The following is a 21,751-nucleotide window of genomic DNA, read 5'->3' on the forward strand; positions in this document are numbered from 1 at the left end:
AATGGAAAAAGAGAAAAAAGGAGCGAAAGAACTCGATCTCTTAGATATCGTACAGTTTGTGGCACCAGGGACACCTCTTCGGGCTGGGATCGAAAATGTCCTGAGGGCCAATACTGGCGGGCTTATTGTTGTTGGTTATAACGACAAAGTAAAGAGTGTTGTCGATGGAGGATTTCACATTAATTCTGCCTTCTCTCCAGCACACTTATATGAATTGGCGAAAATGGATGGGGCCATTATTTTAAGCGATTCTGGTCAAAAGATCTTGTATGCGAATACACAGCTCATGCCAGATGCAACCATCCATTCATCGGAAACGGGCATGAGGCACCGTACTGCTGAACGTGTAGCGAAGCAGACAGGTTGCTTAATCATTGCGATTTCTGAACGGAGGAATGTCATTACCTTATACCAAGGGAATCGTCGTTACACGCTGAAAGATATTGGCTTTATTTTAACGAAGGCCAACCAAGCCATACAAACACTTGAGAAATATAAAACCATTTTAGATCACGCTATTTCTGCGCTAAGCGCCCTAGAATTTGAAGAGCTTGTGACCTTTGGTGATGTATTATCCGTGCTGCATCGTTACGAGATGGTGCTTAGAATCAAAAATGAAATCAATATGTATATCAAAGAGCTCGGAACAGAAGGACATTTGATCCGTCTGCAAGTCAATGAATTGATTACAGATATGGAGCATGAAGCGGCTTTATTTATTAAAGATTACGTGAAAGAAAAAATTAAAGATCCGTATGTTCTGCTTAAACAGCTCCAAGATATGTCTAGCTTTGAGCTTTTAGATGACTCTATTCTGTACAAGTTACTTGGCTATCCAGTTTCTACAAATATTGACGAATATGTGTACACAAGAGGCTATAGATTGCTTCACAAAATCCCTAGATTGCCTATGCCAATCGTCGAAAACGTGGTTGAAGCGTTCGGTGTGTTAGATCGAATTATGGAAGCGGATGTACAAGATTTGGATGAAGTAGAAGGAATTGGAGAAGTAAGAGCGAAAAAGATAAAAAAAGGATTAAAGAGGCTGCAAGAAAAACATTATATCGACCGACAGCTGTAAGAAGAGAAATTTTCTCTAAACACGGTTAAAAATGGATGAATATGGGTATGTTAATGATGCTTTTGTTTTCTATTGATCATGATAGGAAACTTAAACATATATCAATGTCAGGTGAGGGTGGATTGACAGATGAAAAATAAAGGAGGTGAAGGTATGTTAAAAAGAATGGTTCAGGCGTTTTTTATCATTTTTGGTGCAGTTGTAGGGATTTTTATCATTCCAGAGTTATTTCTGCTGTTAAATGTAAAGGACATACCTTTTATAACAAATGCTTACTCTTCAGCACTAATAGGAGCCGCTGTGTTCTTTATCATCGGCAAATGGTGCACAGGCTATGTGGTTAATTGGGTGAAATGGATCGAGGATTCTCTATTAAAGGCGCCTCTTCCTGATCTTATTTCTGGAAGTTTCGGATTAGTATTTGGACTTATTCTAGCATATCTTATTGTAAACGTGATCCCGCTAAACAATATCCCATATCATATTTTTGGTACTATTATTCCGATTTTCCTGGCTTTCTTTTTAGGATACCTTGGATTTCAGGTAGGGTTTAAAAAGAAGGATGAAATGATGGGGCTGTTCTCCCGATCTGCAAAGGTCACCAAGAAAAAAGGAGCAGCCGATGATGAACCTGAAATAGAAGATAAAAAGCTGAAAATTTTAGACACAAGTGTTATCATTGATGGAAGAATCGCAGATATTTGTCAAACTGGATTCTTAGAAGGTGTCATGGTCATTCCTCAATTTGTGCTCGAGGAATTACAGCATATTGCAGACTCTTCTGATGTATTAAAGAGAAATAGAGGCCGAAGAGGTCTTGATATTTTAAATCGTATTCAAAAAGAATTAGATATCAAAGTTGAAATTTACGAAGGTGACTTTGAAGACATTCAAGAGGTTGATAGCAAGCTTGTGAAGCTCGCTAAATTAACTTCAGGTGTTGTTGTGACAAATGATTTTAATTTAAATAAAGTATGCGAACTTCAAAAAGTAGCAGTGTTAAACATCAATGATCTAGCCAATGCGGTGAAACCGGTTGTGCTGCCTGGGGAAGAAATGAAGGTACAGGTCATTAAAGATGGGAAAGAGCATAACCAAGGTGTTGCTTACTTAGATGACGGTACGATGATTGTGGTCGAAGAAGGACGCAATTACATTGGAAAAGACATCGATGTGCTCGTCACAAGTGTGCTGCAGACTGCTGCTGGAAGAATGATTTTTGCGAAGCCAAAACTTCTGGAGAAGGCGCTCTAAAGGGAGAACGAACATGTATTATGAAGTAGTTATTCCGGCTGCGGGGCAGGGGAAACGAATGAAGGCCGGCCGCAATAAGCTTTTTATTGAGCTGAAAAGAATGCCGGTCATTATTCATACACTAAAGGTATTTGACGCTCATTCGCAATGCAAACGCATGATCCTAGCGATCAATGAAGAGGAGCGTCAAGACTTTGAAAGGCTACTCAAGGTACACGCTTTTCAAACGCCTGTTTCACTTGTCACTGGCGGTGAAGAACGTCAGCAAAGTGTATACGAAGGATTAAAGGCTGTGAAAGATGCGGACATCGTGCTTGTTCATGATGGGGCAAGGCCTTTTATTAAGCATACACAGATTGACTTGCTCGTTAAAGCAGCGATTGAAAAAGGCTCCGCAGTTGTAGCGGTACCAGTGAAAGACACAATCAAACGCGTTCAAGAAGGCAAAGTGGAACAAACCATTGAACGTCAGAGCTTGTGGGCAGTCCAGACCCCACAAGCTTTTCGTCATTCTATTTTAAAAGAGGCGCATGAATATGCAGAGCGGACCGGTTTCCTTGGAACAGACGACGCCAGTCTTGTGGAACAATTACATGGTGAAAACGTGTATATTGTCCAAGGAGATTACACCAATATTAAGCTGACGACACCGGATGATTTATTGGTTGCCAAGGCAATTATGGATGCGGAAAGAGGGTACTAGATCATGTTGAGAATAGGACAAGGCTTTGATGTACATCAATTAACAGAGGGGAGACCTTTGATTATCGGCGGGGTCACCATCCCTTATGAAAAGGGGCTGCTTGGGCATTCAGACGCTGATGTACTGCTTCACACAGTGGCAGATGCCTGCCTAGGTGCGATTGCTGAAGGAGATATCGGCAGACATTTCCCAGACACAGATCCTGAGTTTAAGGATGCGGATTCTTTTAAATTACTGCAGCATGTGTGGGCACTAGTAAAGGAAAAAGGCTACACACTTGTGAATATTGATTGCACCATCATGGCGCAAAAGCCCAAAATGGCACCTTACATTCAACCAATGTGTGAGAAGATTGCTGAAGCGCTTGAGGCAGATGTCACACAGGTGAATGTGAAAGCAACAACGACAGAGAAACTCGGATTTACAGGAAGAGGCGAAGGAATTGCCTCTCAGGCAACGGTGCTTCTTCAGAAAAAGTAAAACTCATTTTGATGAGAATGGGATTTGATGATAAAATACGTTTATAAAAAATTGGTGTCAGACAACATGATGCAGATGAAAGGAAGTTAAACTCATGGGAAATGAAGTGCGTGTTCGTTATGCACCGAGTCCAACTGGTCATTTACATATTGGGAATGCTAGAACGGCTCTTTTCAACTATTTGTTCGCACGCAGTCAAGGCGGCAAATTTATTATTCGAATCGAAGATACGGATCAAAAGCGTAATGTAGAAGGCGGAGAAGAAAGCCAGCTTCGCCACCTGCAATGGCTCGGTATTGAGTGGGATGAGAGCATTGATAAAGATGGCGGCTACGGCCCTTACAGACAATCAGAGCGTAATGATATTTATAAAAAGTATTATGACGAGCTGCTAGAGAAGGACTTGGCGTATAAGTGCTATTGTACGGCTGAAGAGCTAGAGGAAGAGCGTGAAGCACAAATCGCCCGCAGTGAAATGCCTCGATATTCTGGTAAATGCAGTCATTTATCAAAAGAAGAAGAGGACAAGCTGATTGCTGAAGGAAGAGAGCCAAGCATCCGCTTCCGAGTGCCAAAAGGAGAAATCATCAAATTTGACGACATGGTCAAAGGCGATATTTCATTTGAGACAGACGGCATCGGTGACTTTGTCATTGTGAAGAAAGATGGTACGCCAACTTATAACTTCGCTGTAGCAGTGGATGATTATTTGATGAAAATGACTCACATTCTCCGCGGAGAGGATCACATTTCGAATACGCCTAAACAAATCATGATCTTCAATGCATTTGGCTGGGATGTTCCGCTATTCGGACATATGACGCTGATTGTGAACGAGAACCGCAAGAAATTAAGCAAGCGTGATGAATCCATTATTCAATTCATCGAGCAATATAAAAACTTGGGCTATTTACCAGAAGCCCTGTTCAACTTCATTGCACTACTTGGATGGTCTCCAGTGGGCGAAGAAGAACTGTTTACAAAAGAGCAATTCATCGACATTTTCGATGTAAACCGACTTTCTAAGTCACCAGCTCTATTCGATATGCATAAACTAAAATGGGTGAATAACCAATACGTGAAAGCACTTGATCTTGATCAAGTTGTTGCGTTAACACTTCCGCATCTTCAAAAGGCAGGCAAGGTAAGCGAGCAGCTATCAGATGAAGAAAACACGTGGGTGCGCAAGCTGATTGCTCTGTATCACGAACAATTAAGCTATGGAGCAGAAATTGTTGAGTTAACAGAGTTGTTCTTTAAGGAGCAAATTGAGTATAATCAAGAGGCAAAGGAAGTTCTAGCAGAGGAGCAAGTACCAGAAGTCATGGCATCTTTTGCTGGTCAGCTTGAACGACTTGAATCTTTCACACCTGATGAAATCAAGGCTGCTATTAAAGCGGTACAAAAAGAAACAGGGCATAAAGGCAAGAAACTATTCATGCCAATTCGTGTGGCTGTCACAGGACAAACGCATGGCCCAGAACTTCCGCAAAGTATTGAACTACTAGGTAAAGAAACGGTATTAAACCGCATTAAACAAATATAAGGAAATCGTTGCGAGGGAGAAGTACAATGTTTTCGTCCATCACAGAAAGAGTCTTCACTGGCTGAAAGAGACTTATGGGCAGATGTTGGAAATGCACCCTCAAGACCCTTGAGGAACACGAGTACGTTAGTATGCAAGGGCGGTACCCTCCGTTATGGGATTAAGTTGAGAAGGCTGCGAAATGAGGGCTTTCTAAACAGAGTGGAACCGCGTTTTCAAAACGTCTCTGTCATATGGCAGAGGCGTTTTTTATTTGTCCAAAAAAGAGAGCAAGTCCGAAGAGAGATTGATGGGGAAGAACGGGGGGAGCATGTGTTTTTCAAAATGCTGAAAGAAGATATTGATACTGTGTTTGATCAAGATCCTGCTGCTAGAAGCTATATTGAAGTAGTGCTAACCTATTCAGGGCTTCATGCGATTTGGGCTCATCGTATCGCGCATGCATTTTATAAGCGGAAGCTGTACTTTCTTGCGCGGATCATTTCTCAGGTCAGCCGGTTTTTCACAGGGGTGGAAATTCACCCTGCGGCAACCATTGGCAGGCGCTTCTTCATTGACCACGGCATGGGAGTGGTGATTGGGGAAACATGTGAAATTGGAGACAACGTCACTGTTTTCCAAGGCGTGACATTAGGGGGAACAGGGAAAGAAAAGGGAAAGCGGCACCCGACCATTTTAGACGATGCGCTCATTGCGACAGGTGCAAAGGTGCTTGGTTCCATTACAGTCGGAAAAGGAGCCAAGATTGGAGCGGGATCGGTCGTGTTAAAGGACGTACCCGACCATTCCACCGTTGTCGGTATACCTGGGCGAGTCGTCGTTCAAAATGGTAAGAAAATCAATCGTGATCTCAATCATCAAGATTTGCCAGATCCAATTTCCGATCGTTTCAAAGAATTGGAACGAGAAATGGAAAAGCTAAAAGGTGAGCTGGCTTCATTGAGCAGAAAGGAAGAACAATCATGACAATCAATATTTATAATACATTGACACGTAAGAAGGAAGAATTTGTCCCGCTTGAGCCAGGAAAGGTCAAGATGTATGTGTGCGGACCAACCGTTTATAACTACATTCATATCGGGAATGCAAGGCCTGCTATTGTTTATGACACTGTACGTAAGTATTTAGAATACAGCGGCTATGATGTGAACTTTGTCTCAAACTTTACAGATGTGGATGATAAACTCATCAAAGCAGCCAATGAACTCGGGGAAGATGTCCCGACGATTGCTGACCGTTTTATTCAAGCCTACTTTGAAGACGTCAGTGCACTAGGCTGCAAAAAAGCTGACCTTCACCCGCGAGTGACGGAAAATATGGATGATATCATTGCATTTATTGCGACATTGATTGAAAAAGGCTACGCATATGAAGCAGATGGTGACGTGTATTACAGCACACGCTCATTTGAAGGCTACGGAAAGCTTTCTCACCAGTCGATTGATGAACTGAAGACAGGTGCCCGTATTCGTGTAGGTGAGAAGAAACGAGATGCGCTTGACTTTGCTTTATGGAAGGCTGCAAAGGACCAAGAAATCTCATGGGATAGCCCGTGGGGCGAAGGACGCCCAGGCTGGCACATCGAATGCTCGGCCATGGTTAAAAAATATTTAGGTGATACGATCGATATCCATGCAGGCGGACAGGATTTAACCTTCCCTCACCATGAAAATGAAATCGCTCAATCTGAGGCTTTGACAGGGAAACCTTTTGCAAAGTATTGGATGCATAACGGATATATTAATATTGAGAATGAAAAAATGTCAAAATCACTTGGCAACTTTGTGCTCGTGCACGACATTGTGAAAGAACAAGATCCTGATGTACTTCGATTCTTTATGTTGTCGGTTCACTACCGACATCCAATTAACTATTCAATGGACTTACTAGAGAGCACAAAGAGTGCGTTTAACCGACTCAAAACGTCGTATGCTAATTTACATCATCGCCTTGAAAGCAGCACGAATATGACAGAAGACAATGCTGAATGGCTGGCGAAGGTGGAAGAGCAGCGAGCGACATTTATTTCTGAAATGAATGATGACTTCAATACGGCAAATGCGATCTCTGTTTTATTCGAACTTGCGAAACAGGCGAATTATTATATGGAAAATGATCATACTTCGGAGGAAGTGATCAAGGCATTTATCGGCTTGTTCCAAGAAATCACGTCTGTTCTTGGCTTCTCATTAGAAGAAAAGCATACGCTTGACGAAGAAGTAGAAGCGTTAATTGAAAAACGCAATGAGGCTAGAAGAAATCGTGATTTTGCGCTATCTGATCAAATTCGTGACCAGTTAAAGAGCATGAATATTGTATTGGAGGACACTCCTCAAGGTACTCGCTGGAAAAGAGGAGAATAGGTCATGTTGAATTTTGAAAAGCTGAAAGACGGTAAACAGTTGAATGGACTTGCGCTTGCTTATATGGGTGATGCCATTTTTGAAGTCTACGTGAGGCATCACCTCCTCCAAACGGGGGCGACAAAACCAAATGAGTTGCACAAACGAGCAAGCAAAATTGTTTCAGCTAAATCTCAGGCAGCTATTTTATTTACGCTTCAGCAGCAAGGCTTTTTCACTGAAGCAGAAGAAGCGGTGCTGAAAAGAGGAAGAAATGCAAAATCAGGCACAGTGCCTAAAAACACAGACGTGCAAACGTATCGTTATAGCACGGCGTTTGAAGCGCTCATGGGTTATTTATTTATTGAAAAGCAGGACGAACGCTTAGAAGAGCTGATTAGTCAGGCGATTGAAATCGGAACGTCAGGGAGGAAGACAAATGAGTCAGCAACATGATTATGTGATTGGGAAAAATGCAGTGATTGAAACACTGAAGTCAGATCGGGAGTTATACAAGCTCTGGATGGCAGAAAACACTGTAAAAGGACAAGCCCAGCAGGTCATTGAACTCGCAAAAAAACAAAATATCACCATTCAGTATGTTCCGAGGAAAAAGCTTGATCAAATGGTCACAGGTCAGCACCAGGGAATCGTTGCACAAGTAGCAGCATATGAATATGCAGAATTGGACGATCTATATCAAATCGCTGAACAGCGGAATGAACAGCCATTCTTTCTTATCTTAGATGAAATTGAAGACCCGCATAATTTAGGTTCCATTATGCGTACAGCAGATGCTGTAGGTGCACACGGGATTGTGATTCCGAAAAGGAGAGCGGTCGGCTTAACGACAACCGTTGCCAAAGCATCCACTGGGGCAATTGAACATATTCCTGTTGCCAAAGTCACCAATCTTTCAAGAGCTCTTGATGAGATGAAAGAAAGAGGAATCTGGGTCGCAGGAACAGATGCGTCTGCCAAACAGGATTATAGACAATTTGATGGCACGATGCCACTTGCTCTCGTGATTGGCAGTGAAGGAAAAGGGATTGGCCGATTGATCAAAGAAAAGTGTGATTTTCTGATTAAGCTGCCTATGGCCGGAAAGGTCACTTCGTTAAACGCATCAGTTGCCGCTAGTCTATTGATGTATGAAGTGTATCGAAAACGTTATCCGTTAGGAGAATAGAGATGGACATCCTCTTAGTCGATGGATACAACATGATAGGTGCTTGGCCACGGCTGCAGCACTTAAAGGAAAACAGCTTTGAAGAAGCCAGAGACATACTGATTCAACATTTAGCAGAATATCAAGCATACACAGGGTATCGGGTCATTGTCGTATTCGATGCCCATATGGTCAAAGGAATCGAAAAAAAGCGGATCAATCACCGAGTAGAGGTCATCTTTACAAGAGAGAATGAAACAGCTGATGAGCGGATTGAAAAGCTTGCCCAGGATTTGAATAATATTCGGACGCAGATTCATGTGGCGACCTCAGACTTTACAGAACAATGGGCAATCTTTGGACAAGGAGCTCTTCGAAAGTCGGCTCGAGAGCTTTTAAGAGAGATTGAAGTGATCGAACGAAAGATTGAAACGAGAGTCAAAAAGATTACTTCTGATAAACCAGCATCTAAGATTGAATTGTCAGAAGATGTATTGAAAACGTTTGAAAAATGGCGGCGTGGGAATCTAGAATAGCTTGACGATATTTCAACCATTAATGTATAATATTTCTATCTAGGTGCGGTCGGGGGGATCGAAGTGAATCTAAACAACAGCAAGGATAAATCCATCAGAGAGCAATTTTTCCAGTTGGAAGATGAACAAGTCATTGAAAGGGTTCATGTCGGAGATAGTGATGCGCTAGATTACTTAATAACAAAATACCGCAATTTTGTACGTGCAAAAGCAAGATCTTATTTCTTGATTGGAGCGGATCGAGAGGACATTGTCCAAGAGGGGATGATCGGACTTTATAAGTCTATCCGCGATTTCAGAGAGGACAAGCTTACTTCATTTAAGGCTTTTGCAGAATTATGTATTACCCGCCAAATTATCACCGCAATTAAAACAGCTACTCGCCAAAAACATATCCCGTTAAATTCCTATGTATCATTAGATAAGCCAATATATGATGAAGAATCAGACAGAACATTGTTGGACGTCATTTCCGGTGCTAAAGCGCTTAACCCAGAAGATTTAATCATTAGCAAAGAAGAATTTGATGATATCGAAATGAAGATGGGTGAACTACTAAGCGAGCTGGAAAGAAAGGTTCTTGTGCTTTACCTTGATGGCAGATCCTATCAAGAGATTTCTGAAGATTTAAACCGTCATGTGAAATCAATTGATAACGCACTCCAAAGAGTAAAGAGAAAATTAGAGAAATATTTAGAGCTTCGCGAGATTAGTCTCTAATCAAACCTATATTGACAGCTTTTTCGACACTGTGATAAGGTACTAAGGAAATGATGTCGAGAAAATAGGTGTAAATATGAGGAAAAAGATTACTCTAGCCTGTAAAGACTGCGGAAGCCGCAATTATACGACAATGAAAAGTGATGCTTCAGCAGCTGAAAGATTAGAAGTTAAGAAATATTGCAAGACTTGTAATTCACATAAAACACATTTAGAAACGAAGTAAGATTTGCGTTCTTTAATCTGTGGAGGTCTTTTACAATGCGTATTATCAGTTTCTTAAAAAGTGTCGGGAAAGAAATGAAGAAGGTCAGCTGGCCAAAGAAAAACGAAATGATTCGTTACACAATCACTGTTATTTTAACAGTCGTATTCTTTGCAATCTTTTTCTCTTTTCTTGATATAGGAATCTCACAATTAATCGAATTAATTCATTAATACTTGAATAATGGTCTGCTGAACGTGCTATAATAGATCATAATATGACTTGCCAAAAAACCCGTTTTACGGGTTTTTTCAATTGCTTGAAAATATTTACCGGTACTCGAGATTCGTCAAATAGACATTACGAAATGTGGGGAGGGAAGGACTAAATAGTCCTGAACGAAATGGAAAAGAATTGGTATGTTGTGCATACGTACTCTGGCTATGAAAACAAAGTAAAAGCGAACTTGGAAAAGCGTGTTGAATCAATGGGCATGCAGGATAAAATCTTCCGCGTAGTCGTACCAGAAGAAGAAGAAACTGATTTTAAAAACGGTAAGAAAAAAGTGGTCAAAAAGAAAGTGTTCCCTGGCTATGTCCTAGTGGAAATCGTCATGACAGACGACTCTTGGTATGTTGTTCGTAATACACCAGGTGTCACAGGATTCGTTGGATCAGCTGGATCAGGCTCAAAGCCGACTGCGCTTTTGCCAGGCGAAGCTGAAACCATTCTTAAGAGAATGGGTCTTGAAGAACGCAAAACAGAAATCGACTTTGAATTGAAAGAAACAGTCAAGGTCATCGACGGACCATTTGCGAACTTCACAGGCTCTATCGAAGAGATTGATTACGATAAAAGCAAAGTCAAAGTATTCGTTAATATGTTTGGTAGAGAAACACCCGTGGAACTTGAGTTCACGCAGATCGATAAATTGTAATTCAAAAGAGCTTGAAATGAGTGTATAGAAGTGGTAATATAGCAAAGGTACGTCTTGAGTTCGCTCAAGATCGCTAGCTAGTTATTTCGTCATTCATATAAAGAATGAAGTTGTTGAGTGGGAGGGGGATTCCCCTATTACCACATCACGGACTTTAAGGAGGTGTGTCTCGTGGCTAAAAAAGTAGTTAAAGTTGTTAAATTGCAAATTCCTGCTGGAAAAGCTAACCCAGCTCCACCAGTTGGACCTGCACTAGGTCAAGCCGGTGTTAATATCATGGGATTCTGTAAGGAGTTTAATGCTCGTACAGCTGACCAAGCTGGTCTTATCATTCCTGTTGAAATTTCGGTTTTTGAAGACCGTTCATTTACATTTATTACTAAAACTCCACCTGCTGCAGTTTTACTTAAAAAAGCAGCTGGTATTGAGTCTGGTTCTGGTGAACCTAACCGTAATAAAGTGGCAACTGTTAAGCGTGATAAAGTACGCGAAATCGCGGAAACAAAAATGCCTGACTTAAACGCTGCTAGCGTTGAATCAGCTATGCGCATGGTTGAAGGTACTGCACGCAGTATGGGTATTGTCATCGAAGATTAATTTATTGTCTTGTTGGGTTGCGAGTTTGGTTTTGACAAGTTCGCAACCCTTATTCGTGGGAGGTTATTCCGCTAAAACCACATAAGGAGGATTTTTATAATGGCTAAAAAAGGTAAAAAGTATGTAGAAGCTGCTAAGCTAATCGAACGTACTAAAGCGTATGATGTAGCTGAAGCTGTTTCTCTTACAAAAAAAGCAAATACAGCGAAATTTGATGCGACTGTAGAAGTTGCTTTTCGTTTGGGCGTAGACCCTCGTAAAAACGACCAACAAATCCGCGGTGCAGTTGTACTTCCTAACGGAACTGGTAAAACTCAACGCGTTCTTGTGTTCGCTAAAGGCGAAAAAGCAAAAGAAGCAGAAGCTGCTGGAGCAGACTATGTTGGAGATTCTGATTACATCGCTAAAATCCAACAAGGCTGGTTCGATTTCGATGTAATCGTTGCAACACCTGACATGATGGGTGAAGTTGGTAAGATCGGTCGTGTACTTGGACCAAAAGGTCTTATGCCAAACCCTAAAACAGGAACTGTTACATTCGAAGTAGAAAAAGCAATCAATGAAATCAAAGCTGGTAAAGTAGAATACCGCGTTGATAAAGCTGGTAACATCCACGCGCCAATCGGAAAGGTTTCTTTCGAGGACGAAAAGCTTGTTGAGAACTTTGCAACAATCTATGACACAATCCTTAAAGCAAAACCTGCAGCGGCTAAAGGTGTATACGTGAAAAACGTTTCTGTTACATCTACTATGGGCCCTGGCGTGAAAGTGGATCCATCTTCTTTCTCTGCAAAATAAATCTTGACTTATCACAATCATTTTGATAATATCAAAATGTTGTAAAATAGAATATGTCCATTTATACCGTAGACAGCAGGGGCCTTATGGCTTAATTAACCCGCCGAGGTGTATATGTCACAGTCTTACGTTAACGTATGCTTGTATATACAGCCTCCATGTCTTAATGGAGGCTTTTTATATGGAGAACCGTTCGTTAGGAACGTGATGGCCTGATCGGTATAAGTGTTACACAAACAATGTACAGGAGGTGTAACCATGAGCAATGCAATCGATACAAAAAAAGTTGTCGTTGATGAAATTACTTCTAAATTTAAAGATAGTATGTCTACTGTAATTGTAGATTACCGCGGTCTTTCAGTTTCTGAAGTGACTGAACTTCGTAAACAGCTTCGTGACGCTGGCGTAGAATTCAAAGTTTACAAAAACACTTTGACTCGCCGTGCAGTTGAACAAGTTGAACTAACAGGTTTAAACGATTTCTTAACAGGTCCAAACGCTATCGCATTCAGTAACGAAGATGTTATCGCACCTGCGAAAATCATCAACGAATTTGCGAAAAGCCACGAAGCTTTAGAAATCAAAGCTGGTGTCATCGAAGGAAACGTAGCGACTGTAGAAGAAGTGAAGGCTCTTGCGGAACTTCCGTCTCGCGAAGGCTTACTATCTATGTTGCTTAGCGTTCTTCAAGCTCCAGTTCGTAACCTTGCTCTTGCTACTAAAGCAGTTGCAGATCAAAAAGAAGAACAAGGCGCTTAATGCGTACTTAACGTAAAAAACTTAAAATGGAGGAATTACAAATGGCTTTAAATATCGAAGAAATCATTGCTTCAGTTAAAGAAGCAACTGTACTTGAGTTAAACGACTTAGTAAAAGCAATCGAAGAAGAATTTGGCGTAACTGCTGCTGCTCCTGTAGCTGTAGCTGCAGCTGGTGGTGCCGTTGCTGAAGAGAAAACTGATTTTGATCTAGTACTTGCTGGTGCTGGAGACCAAAAAATCAAAGTTATCAAAGTGGTTCGTGAAATCACTGGTCTTGGCTTGAAAGAAGCTAAAGAACTTGTTGACAACACTCCAAAACCACTTAAAGAAGGTATTGCTAAAGAAGAAGCTGAAGAACTTAAAGCTAAGCTTGAAGAAGTTGGCGCTTCTGTAGAAGTTAAGTAATCTTCGCCTAATCTTTTGGGAAAGCTCGCTTTTACTGGCGAGCTTTTTCTTTTCTATTCTCCTGAAACGATTGAATCCAGAGGAGGTCCATTCACCATGAGTGACCACTATTATACGGAAAAGCCATCAGTGAAAAGCAATAAACAGACATGGGACTTCACCTTGAGAAACCGTACCTTTACTTTTACAAGTGACAGTGGAGTGTTTTCTAAGAAAGAAGTCGACTTTGGTTCGAGGCTTTTAATTGAAGCTTTTGAAGAACCTGACGTGGATGGCGATGTCTTAGATGTCGGTTGCGGTTATGGACCGATTGGCTTATCGTTAGCAAACGAAATGACGAGCCGCACCATTCATATGATTGATGTGAACGAAAGAGCAGTCGAACTTTCAAAGGAAAACGCTAAACATAATCGCATTGATAATGTCCGCATCTATCAAAGTGATTTGTTCTCGAATGTTCATTCATCAGCTGCTTTTGCCTCTATACTGACCAATCCCCCAATACGGGCAGGGAAGAAAGTTGTGCATGCGATCTTTGAAAAAAGTGCTGATCATTTATTGCCGGAAGGTGAGTTGTGGGTGGTTATTCAGAAAAAGCAGGGCGGACCATCTGCGATTGAGAAATTAGAACAGCTCTTTGGAGAAGTCGAAGTTGCATTGAAAAAAAAGGGCTACTATATTATCAAAGCTAAAAAAGTTTGACGCAGTTTCCTAGCTGTGTTAACATTATAAAATGCCAATGTGTATATTTTGCTTGATAGGCTTAAAAAACAACTATTTTGTATAAATTATGCATATTTGGGAAAACTAATAAAATCGGTATTTGTTTTTGGATGTGGTTTTCTTATTTTAGAAACCCTTTTTTCTTTTGTCTTGTAAAAGTATTTCTTTACTGACATTTGAAAGGCTGAAATACTTTTTACACATATAATACGCATGATTTGAGGGGTGAATCAGTTGACAGGTCAACTAGTTCAGTATGGACGACACCGCCAGCGCAGAAGCTACGCACGCATAAGCGAAGTGTTAGAATTACCAAATCTCATTGAAATTCAAACCTCTTCTTATCAGTGGTTTCTTGATGAGGGTCTTAGAGAGATGTTTCAAGATATATCCCCAATTGAGGATTTTACTGGTAACCTTTCTCTTGAATTCATTGATTACAGCCTAGGGGATCCTAAGTATCCTGTAGCAGAATCAAAAGAACGTGATGTAACTTACTCTGCTCCACTAAGAGTAAAAGTTCGTTTAATTAACAAAGAAACTGGAGAAGTAAAAGACCAAGATGTGTTCATGGGTGATTTCCCAATCATGACAGACACAGGTACTTTTATCATTAACGGTGCGGAACGTGTAATCGTTTCTCAGTTAGTACGTTCTCCAAGTGTATATTTCAGTGGTAAAGTAGACAAAAACGGTAAAAAAGGTTTTACTGCGACTGTCATTCCAAACCGTGGCGCATGGTTAGAATACGAAACTGATGCGAAGGATGTAGTCTATGTACGCATCGATCGCACACGTAAGTTGCCGGTTACGGTTCTTTTGCGTGCTCTCGGCTTCAGCTCTGATCAAGAGATTCTTGACCTCATTGGCGAGAATGAATACTTACGCAACACGCTGGAAAAAGACAATACAGAGAATGCGGATAAAGCACTTCTCGAAATCTACGAGCGCCTCCGTCCTGGAGAGCCGCCAACTGTTGAAAATGCGAAAAGCCTGCTAGACTCTCGCTTCTTCGATCCGAAGAGATATGACCTAGCAAATGTTGGACGCTACAAGATTAATAAAAAGCTTCATATTAAAAATAGACTGTTCAATCAAAAATTGGCTGAAACGTTAGTTGACCCTGAAACAGGTGAAATTCTAGCAGAAAAAGGTCAAATTTTAGACAGAAGAGTTCTTGATAAAGTTCTTCCATACTTAGAAAACGGCATCGGATTTAGAAAGCTTTATCCAAATGGTGGCGTAGTAGAAGATGAAGTAGAACTTCAATCTATTAAGATTTATGCACCGTCTGATCAAGAAGGCGAGCAAGTGATCAACGTGATCGGGAATGCATACGTAGAGGAAACTGTGAAAAACATCACGCCTTCTGACATCATTGCATCGATCAGTTACTTCTTCAACCTTCTTCATGGTGTAGGTGACACAGATGATATCGATCACCTTGGTAACCGTCGCCTGCGTTCTGTAGGTGAGCTTCTGCAAAACCAATTCCGTATTGGTTTAAGCAGAATGGAGCGTGTTGTTCGTGAAAGAATGTCGATCCAAGACACAAACACGATCACACCTCAGCAACTGATCAACATCCGTCCTGTAATCGCTTCTATCAAAGAGTTCTTTGGTAGCTCTCAGCTTTCTCAGTTCATGGATCAAACAAACCCGCTTGCTGAATTGACGCACAAACGTCGTCTGTCAGCGCTTGGGCCTGGTGGTTTGACACGTGAGCGTGCAGGAATGGAAGTTCGTGACGTTCACTACTCTCACTATGGCCGTATGTGTCCGATTGAAACACCAGAGGGTCCAAACATTGGTTTGATCAACTCTCTATCTTCATTTGCAAAAGTGAATCGTTTCGGCTTTATTGAAACACCTTACCGCCGGGTTGATCCTGAAACAGGTAAAGTGACACCGAGAATCGATTACTTAACTGCTGATGAAGAGGATAACTACGTTGTAGCACAAGCGAATGCTATATTAGGTGAAGATGGTTCGTTTATCGATGATAATATCATTGCTCGTTTCAGAGGGGAAAACACCGTTGTTCCTCGAAACCGTGTTGACTACATGGACGTTTCGCCAAAGCAGGTTGTTTCTGCAGCAACAGCATGTATCCCATTCTTAGAAAACGATGACTCTAACCGTGCTCTAATGGGAGCGAACATGCAACGTCAGGCTGTGCCTTTGATGCAGCCGGAATCACCAATTGTTGGTACAGGTATGGAGTATGTATCAGGTAAAGACTCTGGTGCTGCTGTCATCTGCCGTTACCCAGGTGTTGTAGAACGTGTTGAAGCAAAAAATATTTGGGTTCGCCGCTATGAAGATGTCGACGGACAACAAGTCAAAGGAAACCTAGACAAATACAGCTTGCTGAAATTTGTCCGCTCTAACCAAGGGACTTGCTACAACCAGCGTCCAATCGTAAGTGTTGGAGATGAAGTCGTAAAAGGAGAAATCCTTGCAGACGGTCCTTCAATGGAAAAAGGTGAATTGGCTCTAGGACGTAACGTCATGGTCGGCTTCATGACTTGGGACGGTTATAACTACGAGGATGCGATCATCATGAGTGAGCGCCTTGTAAAAGATGACGTCTACACATCTATTCATATTGAAGAATATGAATCAGAAGCTCGTGATACAAAGCTTGGACCGGAAGAAATCACTCGTGATATTCCAAACGTTGGGGAAGATGCTTTACGCAACCTTGACGAGCGTGGAATCATCCGTATTGGTGCAGAAGTAAAAGACGGAGACCTTCTTGTAGGGAAAGTAACACCTAAAGGTGTAACAGAACTAACAGCTGAAGAACGTCTATTACATGCAATCTTCGGTGAAAAGGCTCGTGAAGTACGTGATACATCTCTACGTGTTCCACACGGCGGCGGCGGAATTATCCACGACGTCAAAGTCTTTAACCGTGAAGATGGAGATGAATTACCTCCGGGTGTTAACCAGTTAGTCCGCGTATACATCGTTCAGAAGCGTAAAATTTCTGAAGGTGACAAAATGGCTGGACGACATGGTAACAAAGGGGTTATCTCTAAAATCCTTCCAGAAGAAGATATGCCGTATCTTCCAGATGGAACACCGATTGATATCATGTTAAACCCTCTAGGGGTACCATCTCGTATGAACATCGGTCAGGTACTTGAGCTTCATATGGGTATGGCTGCACGTTACCTTGGCATCCACATTGCGTCACCAGTATTTGATGGTGCGCGTGAGGAAGATGTTTGGGAAACGCTTGAAGAAGCAGGTATGTCCCGTGATGCGAAAACAGTCCTTTATGACGGTCGAACTGGTGAACCATTCGATAACCGTGTATCAGTCGGAATCATGTACATGATCAAACTGGCTCACATGGTTGACGACAAACTTCACGCTCGTTCAACTGGACCATACTCACTTGTTACGCAGCAGCCACTTGGCGGTAAAGCACAGTTTGGTGGTCAGCGTTTCGGAGAGATGGAAGTATGGGCACTTGAAGCTTACGGTGCAGCATACACACTTCAAGAGATCTTAACAGTTAAATCGGATGACGTGGTGGGTCGTGTGAAAACATACGAAGCCATCGTCAAAGGGGATAACGTCCCTGAACCAGGTGTCCCTGAATCATTCAAAGTGTTAATCAAAGAACTTCAAAGTTTAGGTATGGATGTCAAAATCCTATCTGGCGATGAAGAAGAGATAGAAATGAGAGATTTAGAAGACGATGAGGAAACGAAGAAAGCAGACGGATTAGCGTTATCTAATGACGAAGATGCTGCAGACCTCGCACCTGTCGATCTTGAACGTGACGCAGTCACAAAAGAATAGCAGAAACGATTAGAGCAAGTGACTAGGGTATAACCCGAAGATTAAAAGGGAGGTAGGCCCCTTGCTAGATGTGAACAATTTTGAGTATATGAACATCGGTCTCGCATCACCTGATAAAATCCGTTCTTGGTCTTTTGGTGAAGTGAAAAAGCCTGAAACGATTAACTATCGTACACTGAAACCTGAAAAAGATGGTCTCTTTTGTGAACGTATCTTCGGACCGCAAAAAGACTGGGAATGTCATTGTGGAAAGTATAAACGCGTTCGTTATAAGGGTGTTGTATGTGACCGTTGTGGTGTAGAAGTAACACGGGCAAAAGTCCGTCGTGAGAGAATGGGGCATATCGAACTGGCTGCCCCAGTTTCCCACATTTGGTATTTCAAAGGTATCCCAAGCCGTATGGGTCTTGTTCTTGATATGTCACCACGTGCATTAGAAGAAGTGATTTACTTCGCTTCATACGTTGTGACAGATCCGGGCAACACACCGCTTGAGAAGAAACAACTTCTTTCTGAGAAGGAATTCCGTGCTTATTTAGATAAATACGGTAATACATTCCAAGCAGCTATGGGTGCAGAAGCAATCAATAAACTTCTTCAAGATATCGATCTTGTAAAAGAAGTAGATGCACTGAAAGAAGAGCTGAAAACTGCTCAAGGACAGCGTCGTACACGTGCGATTAAACGCCTTGAAGTGCTAGAAGCCTTCCGTAACTCAGGAAACAAACCATCATGGATGATTCTTGATGTACTTCCGGTTATTCCGCCAGAATTACGTCCAATGGTTCAGCTTGATGGTGGACGTTTTGCTACTTCTGACTTAAACGACCTTTATCGTCGTGTCATCAACCGTAACAATCGTCTGAAACGTTTATTAGATCTTGGCGCGCCAAGCATCATCGTTCAGAACGAGAAGCGTATGCTTCAAGAAGCTGTCGATGCCTTGATTGATAATGGACGTAGAGGCCGACCAGTAACAGGACCAGGAAACAGACCATTGAAATCTCTTTCTCATATGCTGAAAGGGAAACAAGGACGTTTCCGTCAAAACTTGCTTGGTAAACGTGTTGACTATTCTGGACGTTCCGTTATCGTCGTAGGACCACATTTGAAAATGTATCAGTGTGGACTTCCGAAAGAAATGGCTCTTGAATTATTCAAACCATTCGTGATGAAGGAGCTTGTTGAAAAAGGTTTAGCTCACAACATCAAGAGTGCGAAGCGTAAAATTGAGCGCGTGCAGCCGGAAGTATGGGATGTTTTAGAATCAGTGATTCGCGAGCACCCAGTCTTACTAAACCGTGCACCGACTCTTCACAGACTTGGTATTCAAGCGTTTGAACCTACACTTGTGGAAGGACGCGCAATTCGTCTGCATCCACTTGTATGTACAGCCTACAACGCTGACTTTGACGGTGACCAAATGGCGGTTCACGTACCATTATCTGCTGAGGCTCAAGCTGAAGCTCGTATCTTAATGCTTGCTGCTCAAAACATTTTGAACCCGAAAGATGGAAAACCTGTTGTTACGCCATCTCAGGATATGGTGCTTGGTAACTACTACCTTACACTTGAGCGTAAAGGTGCTATCGGAGAAGGTATGGTCTTCAAAGATACTAACGAAGCCCTTATAGCTTATCAAAATGGGTATGTGCATCTTCATACACGTGTAGCTGTTGCAGCTAACTCGTTGAAGAATGTGACATTCACTGATGAACAGCGTTCTAAATTGTTGATTACAACAGTTGGAAAACTAATCTTTAACGAAATCTTACCGGAATCATTCCCTTACATGAATGAGCCGACAAAGAGCAATATTGAAGAAAAAACGCCTGACCGCTTCTTCCTTGAAAAAGGTGAAGATGTCAAAGCTGCGATTGAGAAACAAGAAATCAATGCGCCGTTCAAAAAAGGTATTTTAGGTAAAATCATTGCGGAAATCTTTAAGAGATTCCATATCACTGAGACATCTAAAATGCTTGACCGCATGAAAAATCTTGGTTTCAAATACTCTACTAAAGCGGGTATTACGGTTGGGGTGTCTGATATCGTCGTATTAGATGATAAACAGAAGATCCTCGAAGAAGCGCAAGCAAAAGTAGATAACGTCATGAAGCAATTCAGACGTGGTTTGATTACTGAAGAAGAGCGTTACGAGAGAGTCATTTCGATCTGGAGTTCTTCTAAAGATGTCATCCAAGGTAAACTGATGAAGTCCCTTGATGAAGTCAACCCAATCTACATGATGAGTGACTCTGGAGCGCGTGGTAACGCATCTAACTTCACTCAGCTGGCTGGTATGCGTGGTCTGATGGCCAACCCGGCTGGACGTATCATTGAACTTCCGATCAAATCTAGTTTCCGTGAAGGTTTAACCGTATTAGAATACTTTATTTCCACTCACGGAGCGCGTAAAGGTCTTGCCGATACAGCTCTTAAAACAGCTGACTCAGGTTACCTCACGCGTCGTCTCGTTGACGTTGCACAGGATGTCATCATCCGTGAAACAGATTGCGGTACAGACCGTGGAATCTTGGCGAAGTCCATTAGAGAAGGAAATGAAATTATTGAGAAACTTGAAGAACGTCTTATCGGACGTTTTGCAAGAAAACCAATTGTTCATCCTGAAACGGGCGAAGTCATGGTCGACGAAAACGAGCTAATTGATGAAGATAAAGCACTTGAAGTAGTTGAAGCAGGGGTTGAGGAAGTATGGATCCGTTCTGCATTTACATGTAACACGCCTCATGGTGTATGTAAACGATGCTACGGCCGTAACCTTGCAACTGGCACTGACGTTGAAGTCGGTGAAGCAGTTGGAATCATCGCTGCTCAATCAATCGGTGAGCCAGGAACACAGCTTACAATGCGTACGTTCCACACCGGTGGGGTAGCAGGAGACGATATTACACAAGGTTTACCTCGTATCCAAGAGCTATTTGAAGCGCGTAATCCGAAAGGGCAAGCGACGATTTCTGAAATTGATGGTGTCGTTGCTGAAATTAACGATGTTCGTGACAAGCAGCAGGAAATTGTGGTTCAAGGCGACGTTGAAACTCGTTCTTACACAGCTCCTTACAATGCACGTCTGAAAGTTGTTGAAGGTGACAAAGTCACTCGTGGTCAAGTACTGACAGAAGGTTCGATCGATCCGAAAGAACTTCTTAAAGTGACTGATATGACAGCTGTTCAAGAATATCTGCTTCATGAAGTACAAAAAGTATACCGTATGCAAGGGGTAGAGATCGGAGATAAGCACGTTGAGGTAATGGTTCGCCAAATGCTTCGTAAAGTGCGTGTCGCTGATGCAGGGGATACAGATGTATTACCAGGCACACTTCTTGATGTACATCAATTCACTGAAGCGAACAAAAAAGTACTATTCGAAGGCAAGCGTCCTGCAACAGGCCGCCCAGTTCTTCTTGGTATTACAAAAGCATCGCTTGAAACAGACTCATTCTTGTCTGCGGCATCCTTCCAAGAAACGACTCGTGTCCTAACAGATGCGGCGATCAAAGGAAAACGTGATGAACTGCTTGGCTTGAAAGAGAATGTGATCATCGGTAAACTTGTTCCAGCTGGAACAGGAATGCCAAACTACCGTAAAGTTAAGCCGGTTTCACAAGTGCAGCCGTCTGACGATATGGTTCCTGTAGAGTAATCTTTCTCGTGAGATTCC

At 42.0% G+C, this 21,751-nt stretch carries 21 protein-coding genes and 2 other annotated features; all 21 genes read left to right on the forward strand.

Annotated elements, in window-relative coordinates; all coding sequences use genetic code 11:
- Position 1 precedes the first annotated feature (1 nt).
- The 21 genes from disA (at position 2) to rpoC (ending at position 21,733) form a co-directional block, all read left to right on the forward strand.
- Positions 2-1,081, forward strand: a complete 1,080-nt coding sequence (disA, locus tag NST39_RS00595) for a DNA integrity scanning diadenylate cyclase DisA (protein WP_106067675.1) — start codon at positions 2-4, stop codon at positions 1,079-1,081.
- Positions 1,082-1,234: 153 nt separating this feature from the next.
- Positions 1,235-2,335, forward strand: coding sequence for a PIN/TRAM domain-containing protein (locus tag NST39_RS00600; RefSeq protein WP_282062376.1), 1,101 nt, complete (start codon positions 1,235-1,237; stop codon positions 2,333-2,335).
- 13 nt (positions 2,336-2,348) lie between these two features.
- On the forward strand, positions 2,349-3,038 hold the full coding sequence (gene ispD / locus NST39_RS00605) for a 2-C-methyl-D-erythritol 4-phosphate cytidylyltransferase (RefSeq protein WP_034665643.1): 690 nt from the start codon (positions 2,349-2,351) through the stop codon (positions 3,036-3,038).
- Positions 3,039-3,041: 3 nt separating this feature from the next.
- Complete coding sequence (gene ispF / locus NST39_RS00610; protein WP_003216928.1) at positions 3,042-3,518, forward strand: 2-C-methyl-D-erythritol 2,4-cyclodiphosphate synthase; 477 nt, start codon at positions 3,042-3,044, stop codon at positions 3,516-3,518.
- Between the two features lie 94 nt (positions 3,519-3,612).
- Positions 3,613-5,064, forward strand: a complete 1,452-nt coding sequence (gene gltX / locus NST39_RS00615) for a glutamate--tRNA ligase (protein WP_044139661.1) — start codon at positions 3,613-3,615, stop codon at positions 5,062-5,064.
- Positions 5,064-5,295: a binding site (T-box leader), on the forward strand. It overlaps the preceding gene by 1 nt.
- A gap of 81 nt (positions 5,296-5,376) precedes the next feature.
- Positions 5,377-6,030, forward strand: a complete 654-nt coding sequence (gene cysE, locus NST39_RS00620; protein WP_012008691.1) for a serine O-acetyltransferase — start codon at positions 5,377-5,379, stop codon at positions 6,028-6,030.
- Entirely contained in the window at positions 6,027-7,427 is a 1,401-nt protein-coding gene (gene cysS, locus NST39_RS00625) for a cysteine--tRNA ligase (RefSeq protein WP_065097643.1), read from the forward strand. The genes cysE and cysS overlap by 4 nt, the downstream gene beginning before the upstream one ends.
- 3 nt (positions 7,428-7,430) lie before the next feature.
- Entirely contained in the window at positions 7,431-7,862 is a 432-nt protein-coding gene (locus NST39_RS00630; protein ID WP_003217007.1) for a Mini-ribonuclease 3, read from the forward strand.
- On the forward strand, positions 7,846-8,595 hold the full coding sequence (gene rlmB, locus NST39_RS00635; protein WP_003217141.1) for a 23S rRNA (guanosine(2251)-2'-O)-methyltransferase RlmB: 750 nt from the start codon (positions 7,846-7,848) through the stop codon (positions 8,593-8,595). The genes NST39_RS00630 and rlmB overlap by 17 nt, the downstream gene beginning before the upstream one ends.
- A gap of 2 nt (positions 8,596-8,597) precedes the next feature.
- Positions 8,598-9,110 carry a ribosome-dependent mRNA decay endonuclease Rae1/YacP gene (gene rae1, locus NST39_RS00640; RefSeq protein ID WP_044139659.1) on the forward strand — a complete coding sequence of 171 codons (513 nt, stop codon included), beginning with the start codon at positions 8,598-8,600 and terminating at the stop codon, positions 9,108-9,110.
- Positions 9,111-9,173: 63 nt separating this feature from the next.
- Positions 9,174-9,830, forward strand: coding sequence for an RNA polymerase sporulation sigma factor SigH (gene sigH, locus NST39_RS00645; RefSeq protein WP_341026484.1), 657 nt, complete (start codon positions 9,174-9,176; stop codon positions 9,828-9,830).
- Between the two features lie 76 nt (positions 9,831-9,906).
- Positions 9,907-10,056 carry a 50S ribosomal protein L33 gene (gene rpmG / locus NST39_RS00650; protein ID WP_012008694.1) on the forward strand — a complete coding sequence of 50 codons (150 nt, stop codon included), beginning with the start codon at positions 9,907-9,909 and terminating at the stop codon, positions 10,054-10,056.
- Positions 10,057-10,091: 35 nt separating this feature from the next.
- Positions 10,092-10,268 carry a preprotein translocase subunit SecE gene (gene secE / locus NST39_RS00655; protein WP_003216942.1) on the forward strand — a complete coding sequence of 59 codons (177 nt, stop codon included), beginning with the start codon at positions 10,092-10,094 and terminating at the stop codon, positions 10,266-10,268.
- A gap of 170 nt (positions 10,269-10,438) precedes the next feature.
- Positions 10,439-10,972, forward strand: a complete 534-nt coding sequence (nusG, locus tag NST39_RS00660; protein WP_034323246.1) for a transcription termination/antitermination protein NusG — start codon at positions 10,439-10,441, stop codon at positions 10,970-10,972.
- 171 nt (positions 10,973-11,143) lie between these two features.
- Positions 11,144-11,569, forward strand: a complete 426-nt coding sequence (gene rplK, locus NST39_RS00665) for a 50S ribosomal protein L11 (protein WP_003216956.1) — start codon at positions 11,144-11,146, stop codon at positions 11,567-11,569.
- Positions 11,570-11,668: 99 nt separating this feature from the next.
- Positions 11,669-12,367 (forward strand): 50S ribosomal protein L1, encoded by a 699-nt coding sequence (rplA, locus tag NST39_RS00670; RefSeq protein WP_065097642.1) that lies wholly within the window; start codon positions 11,669-11,671, stop codon positions 12,365-12,367.
- A 48-nt stretch (positions 12,368-12,415) separates the two neighbouring features.
- Positions 12,416-12,556 (forward strand) — a sequence feature (ribosomal protein L10 leader region).
- A 69-nt stretch (positions 12,557-12,625) separates the two neighbouring features.
- The gene (rplJ, locus tag NST39_RS00675; protein WP_003217048.1) at positions 12,626-13,126 is read left to right on the forward strand and encodes a 50S ribosomal protein L10; all 501 of its coding nucleotides are present in this window, start codon (positions 12,626-12,628) and stop codon (positions 13,124-13,126) included.
- 41 nt (positions 13,127-13,167) lie between these two features.
- Positions 13,168-13,533, forward strand: a complete 366-nt coding sequence (gene rplL / locus NST39_RS00680) for a 50S ribosomal protein L7/L12 (RefSeq protein ID WP_341026487.1) — start codon at positions 13,168-13,170, stop codon at positions 13,531-13,533.
- Between the two features lie 96 nt (positions 13,534-13,629).
- Positions 13,630-14,235, forward strand: a complete 606-nt coding sequence (locus NST39_RS00685) for a class I SAM-dependent methyltransferase (protein WP_341026488.1) — start codon at positions 13,630-13,632, stop codon at positions 14,233-14,235.
- A gap of 255 nt (positions 14,236-14,490) precedes the next feature.
- A complete protein-coding gene (gene rpoB / locus NST39_RS00690; RefSeq protein WP_341026489.1) occupies positions 14,491-18,072 on the forward strand; it encodes a DNA-directed RNA polymerase subunit beta in 3,582 nt (1,193 codons plus the stop codon).
- 61 nt (positions 18,073-18,133) lie between these two features.
- On the forward strand, positions 18,134-21,733 hold the full coding sequence (gene rpoC, locus NST39_RS00695) for a DNA-directed RNA polymerase subunit beta' (RefSeq protein ID WP_044139655.1): 3,600 nt from the start codon (positions 18,134-18,136) through the stop codon (positions 21,731-21,733).
- Positions 21,734-21,751 lie beyond the last annotated feature (18 nt).

It is taken from the genome of Bacillus sp. FSL W8-0645, from assembly GCF_038007905.1.
Lineage (GTDB): Bacteria > Bacillota > Bacilli > Bacillales > Bacillaceae > Bacillus > Bacillus pumilus.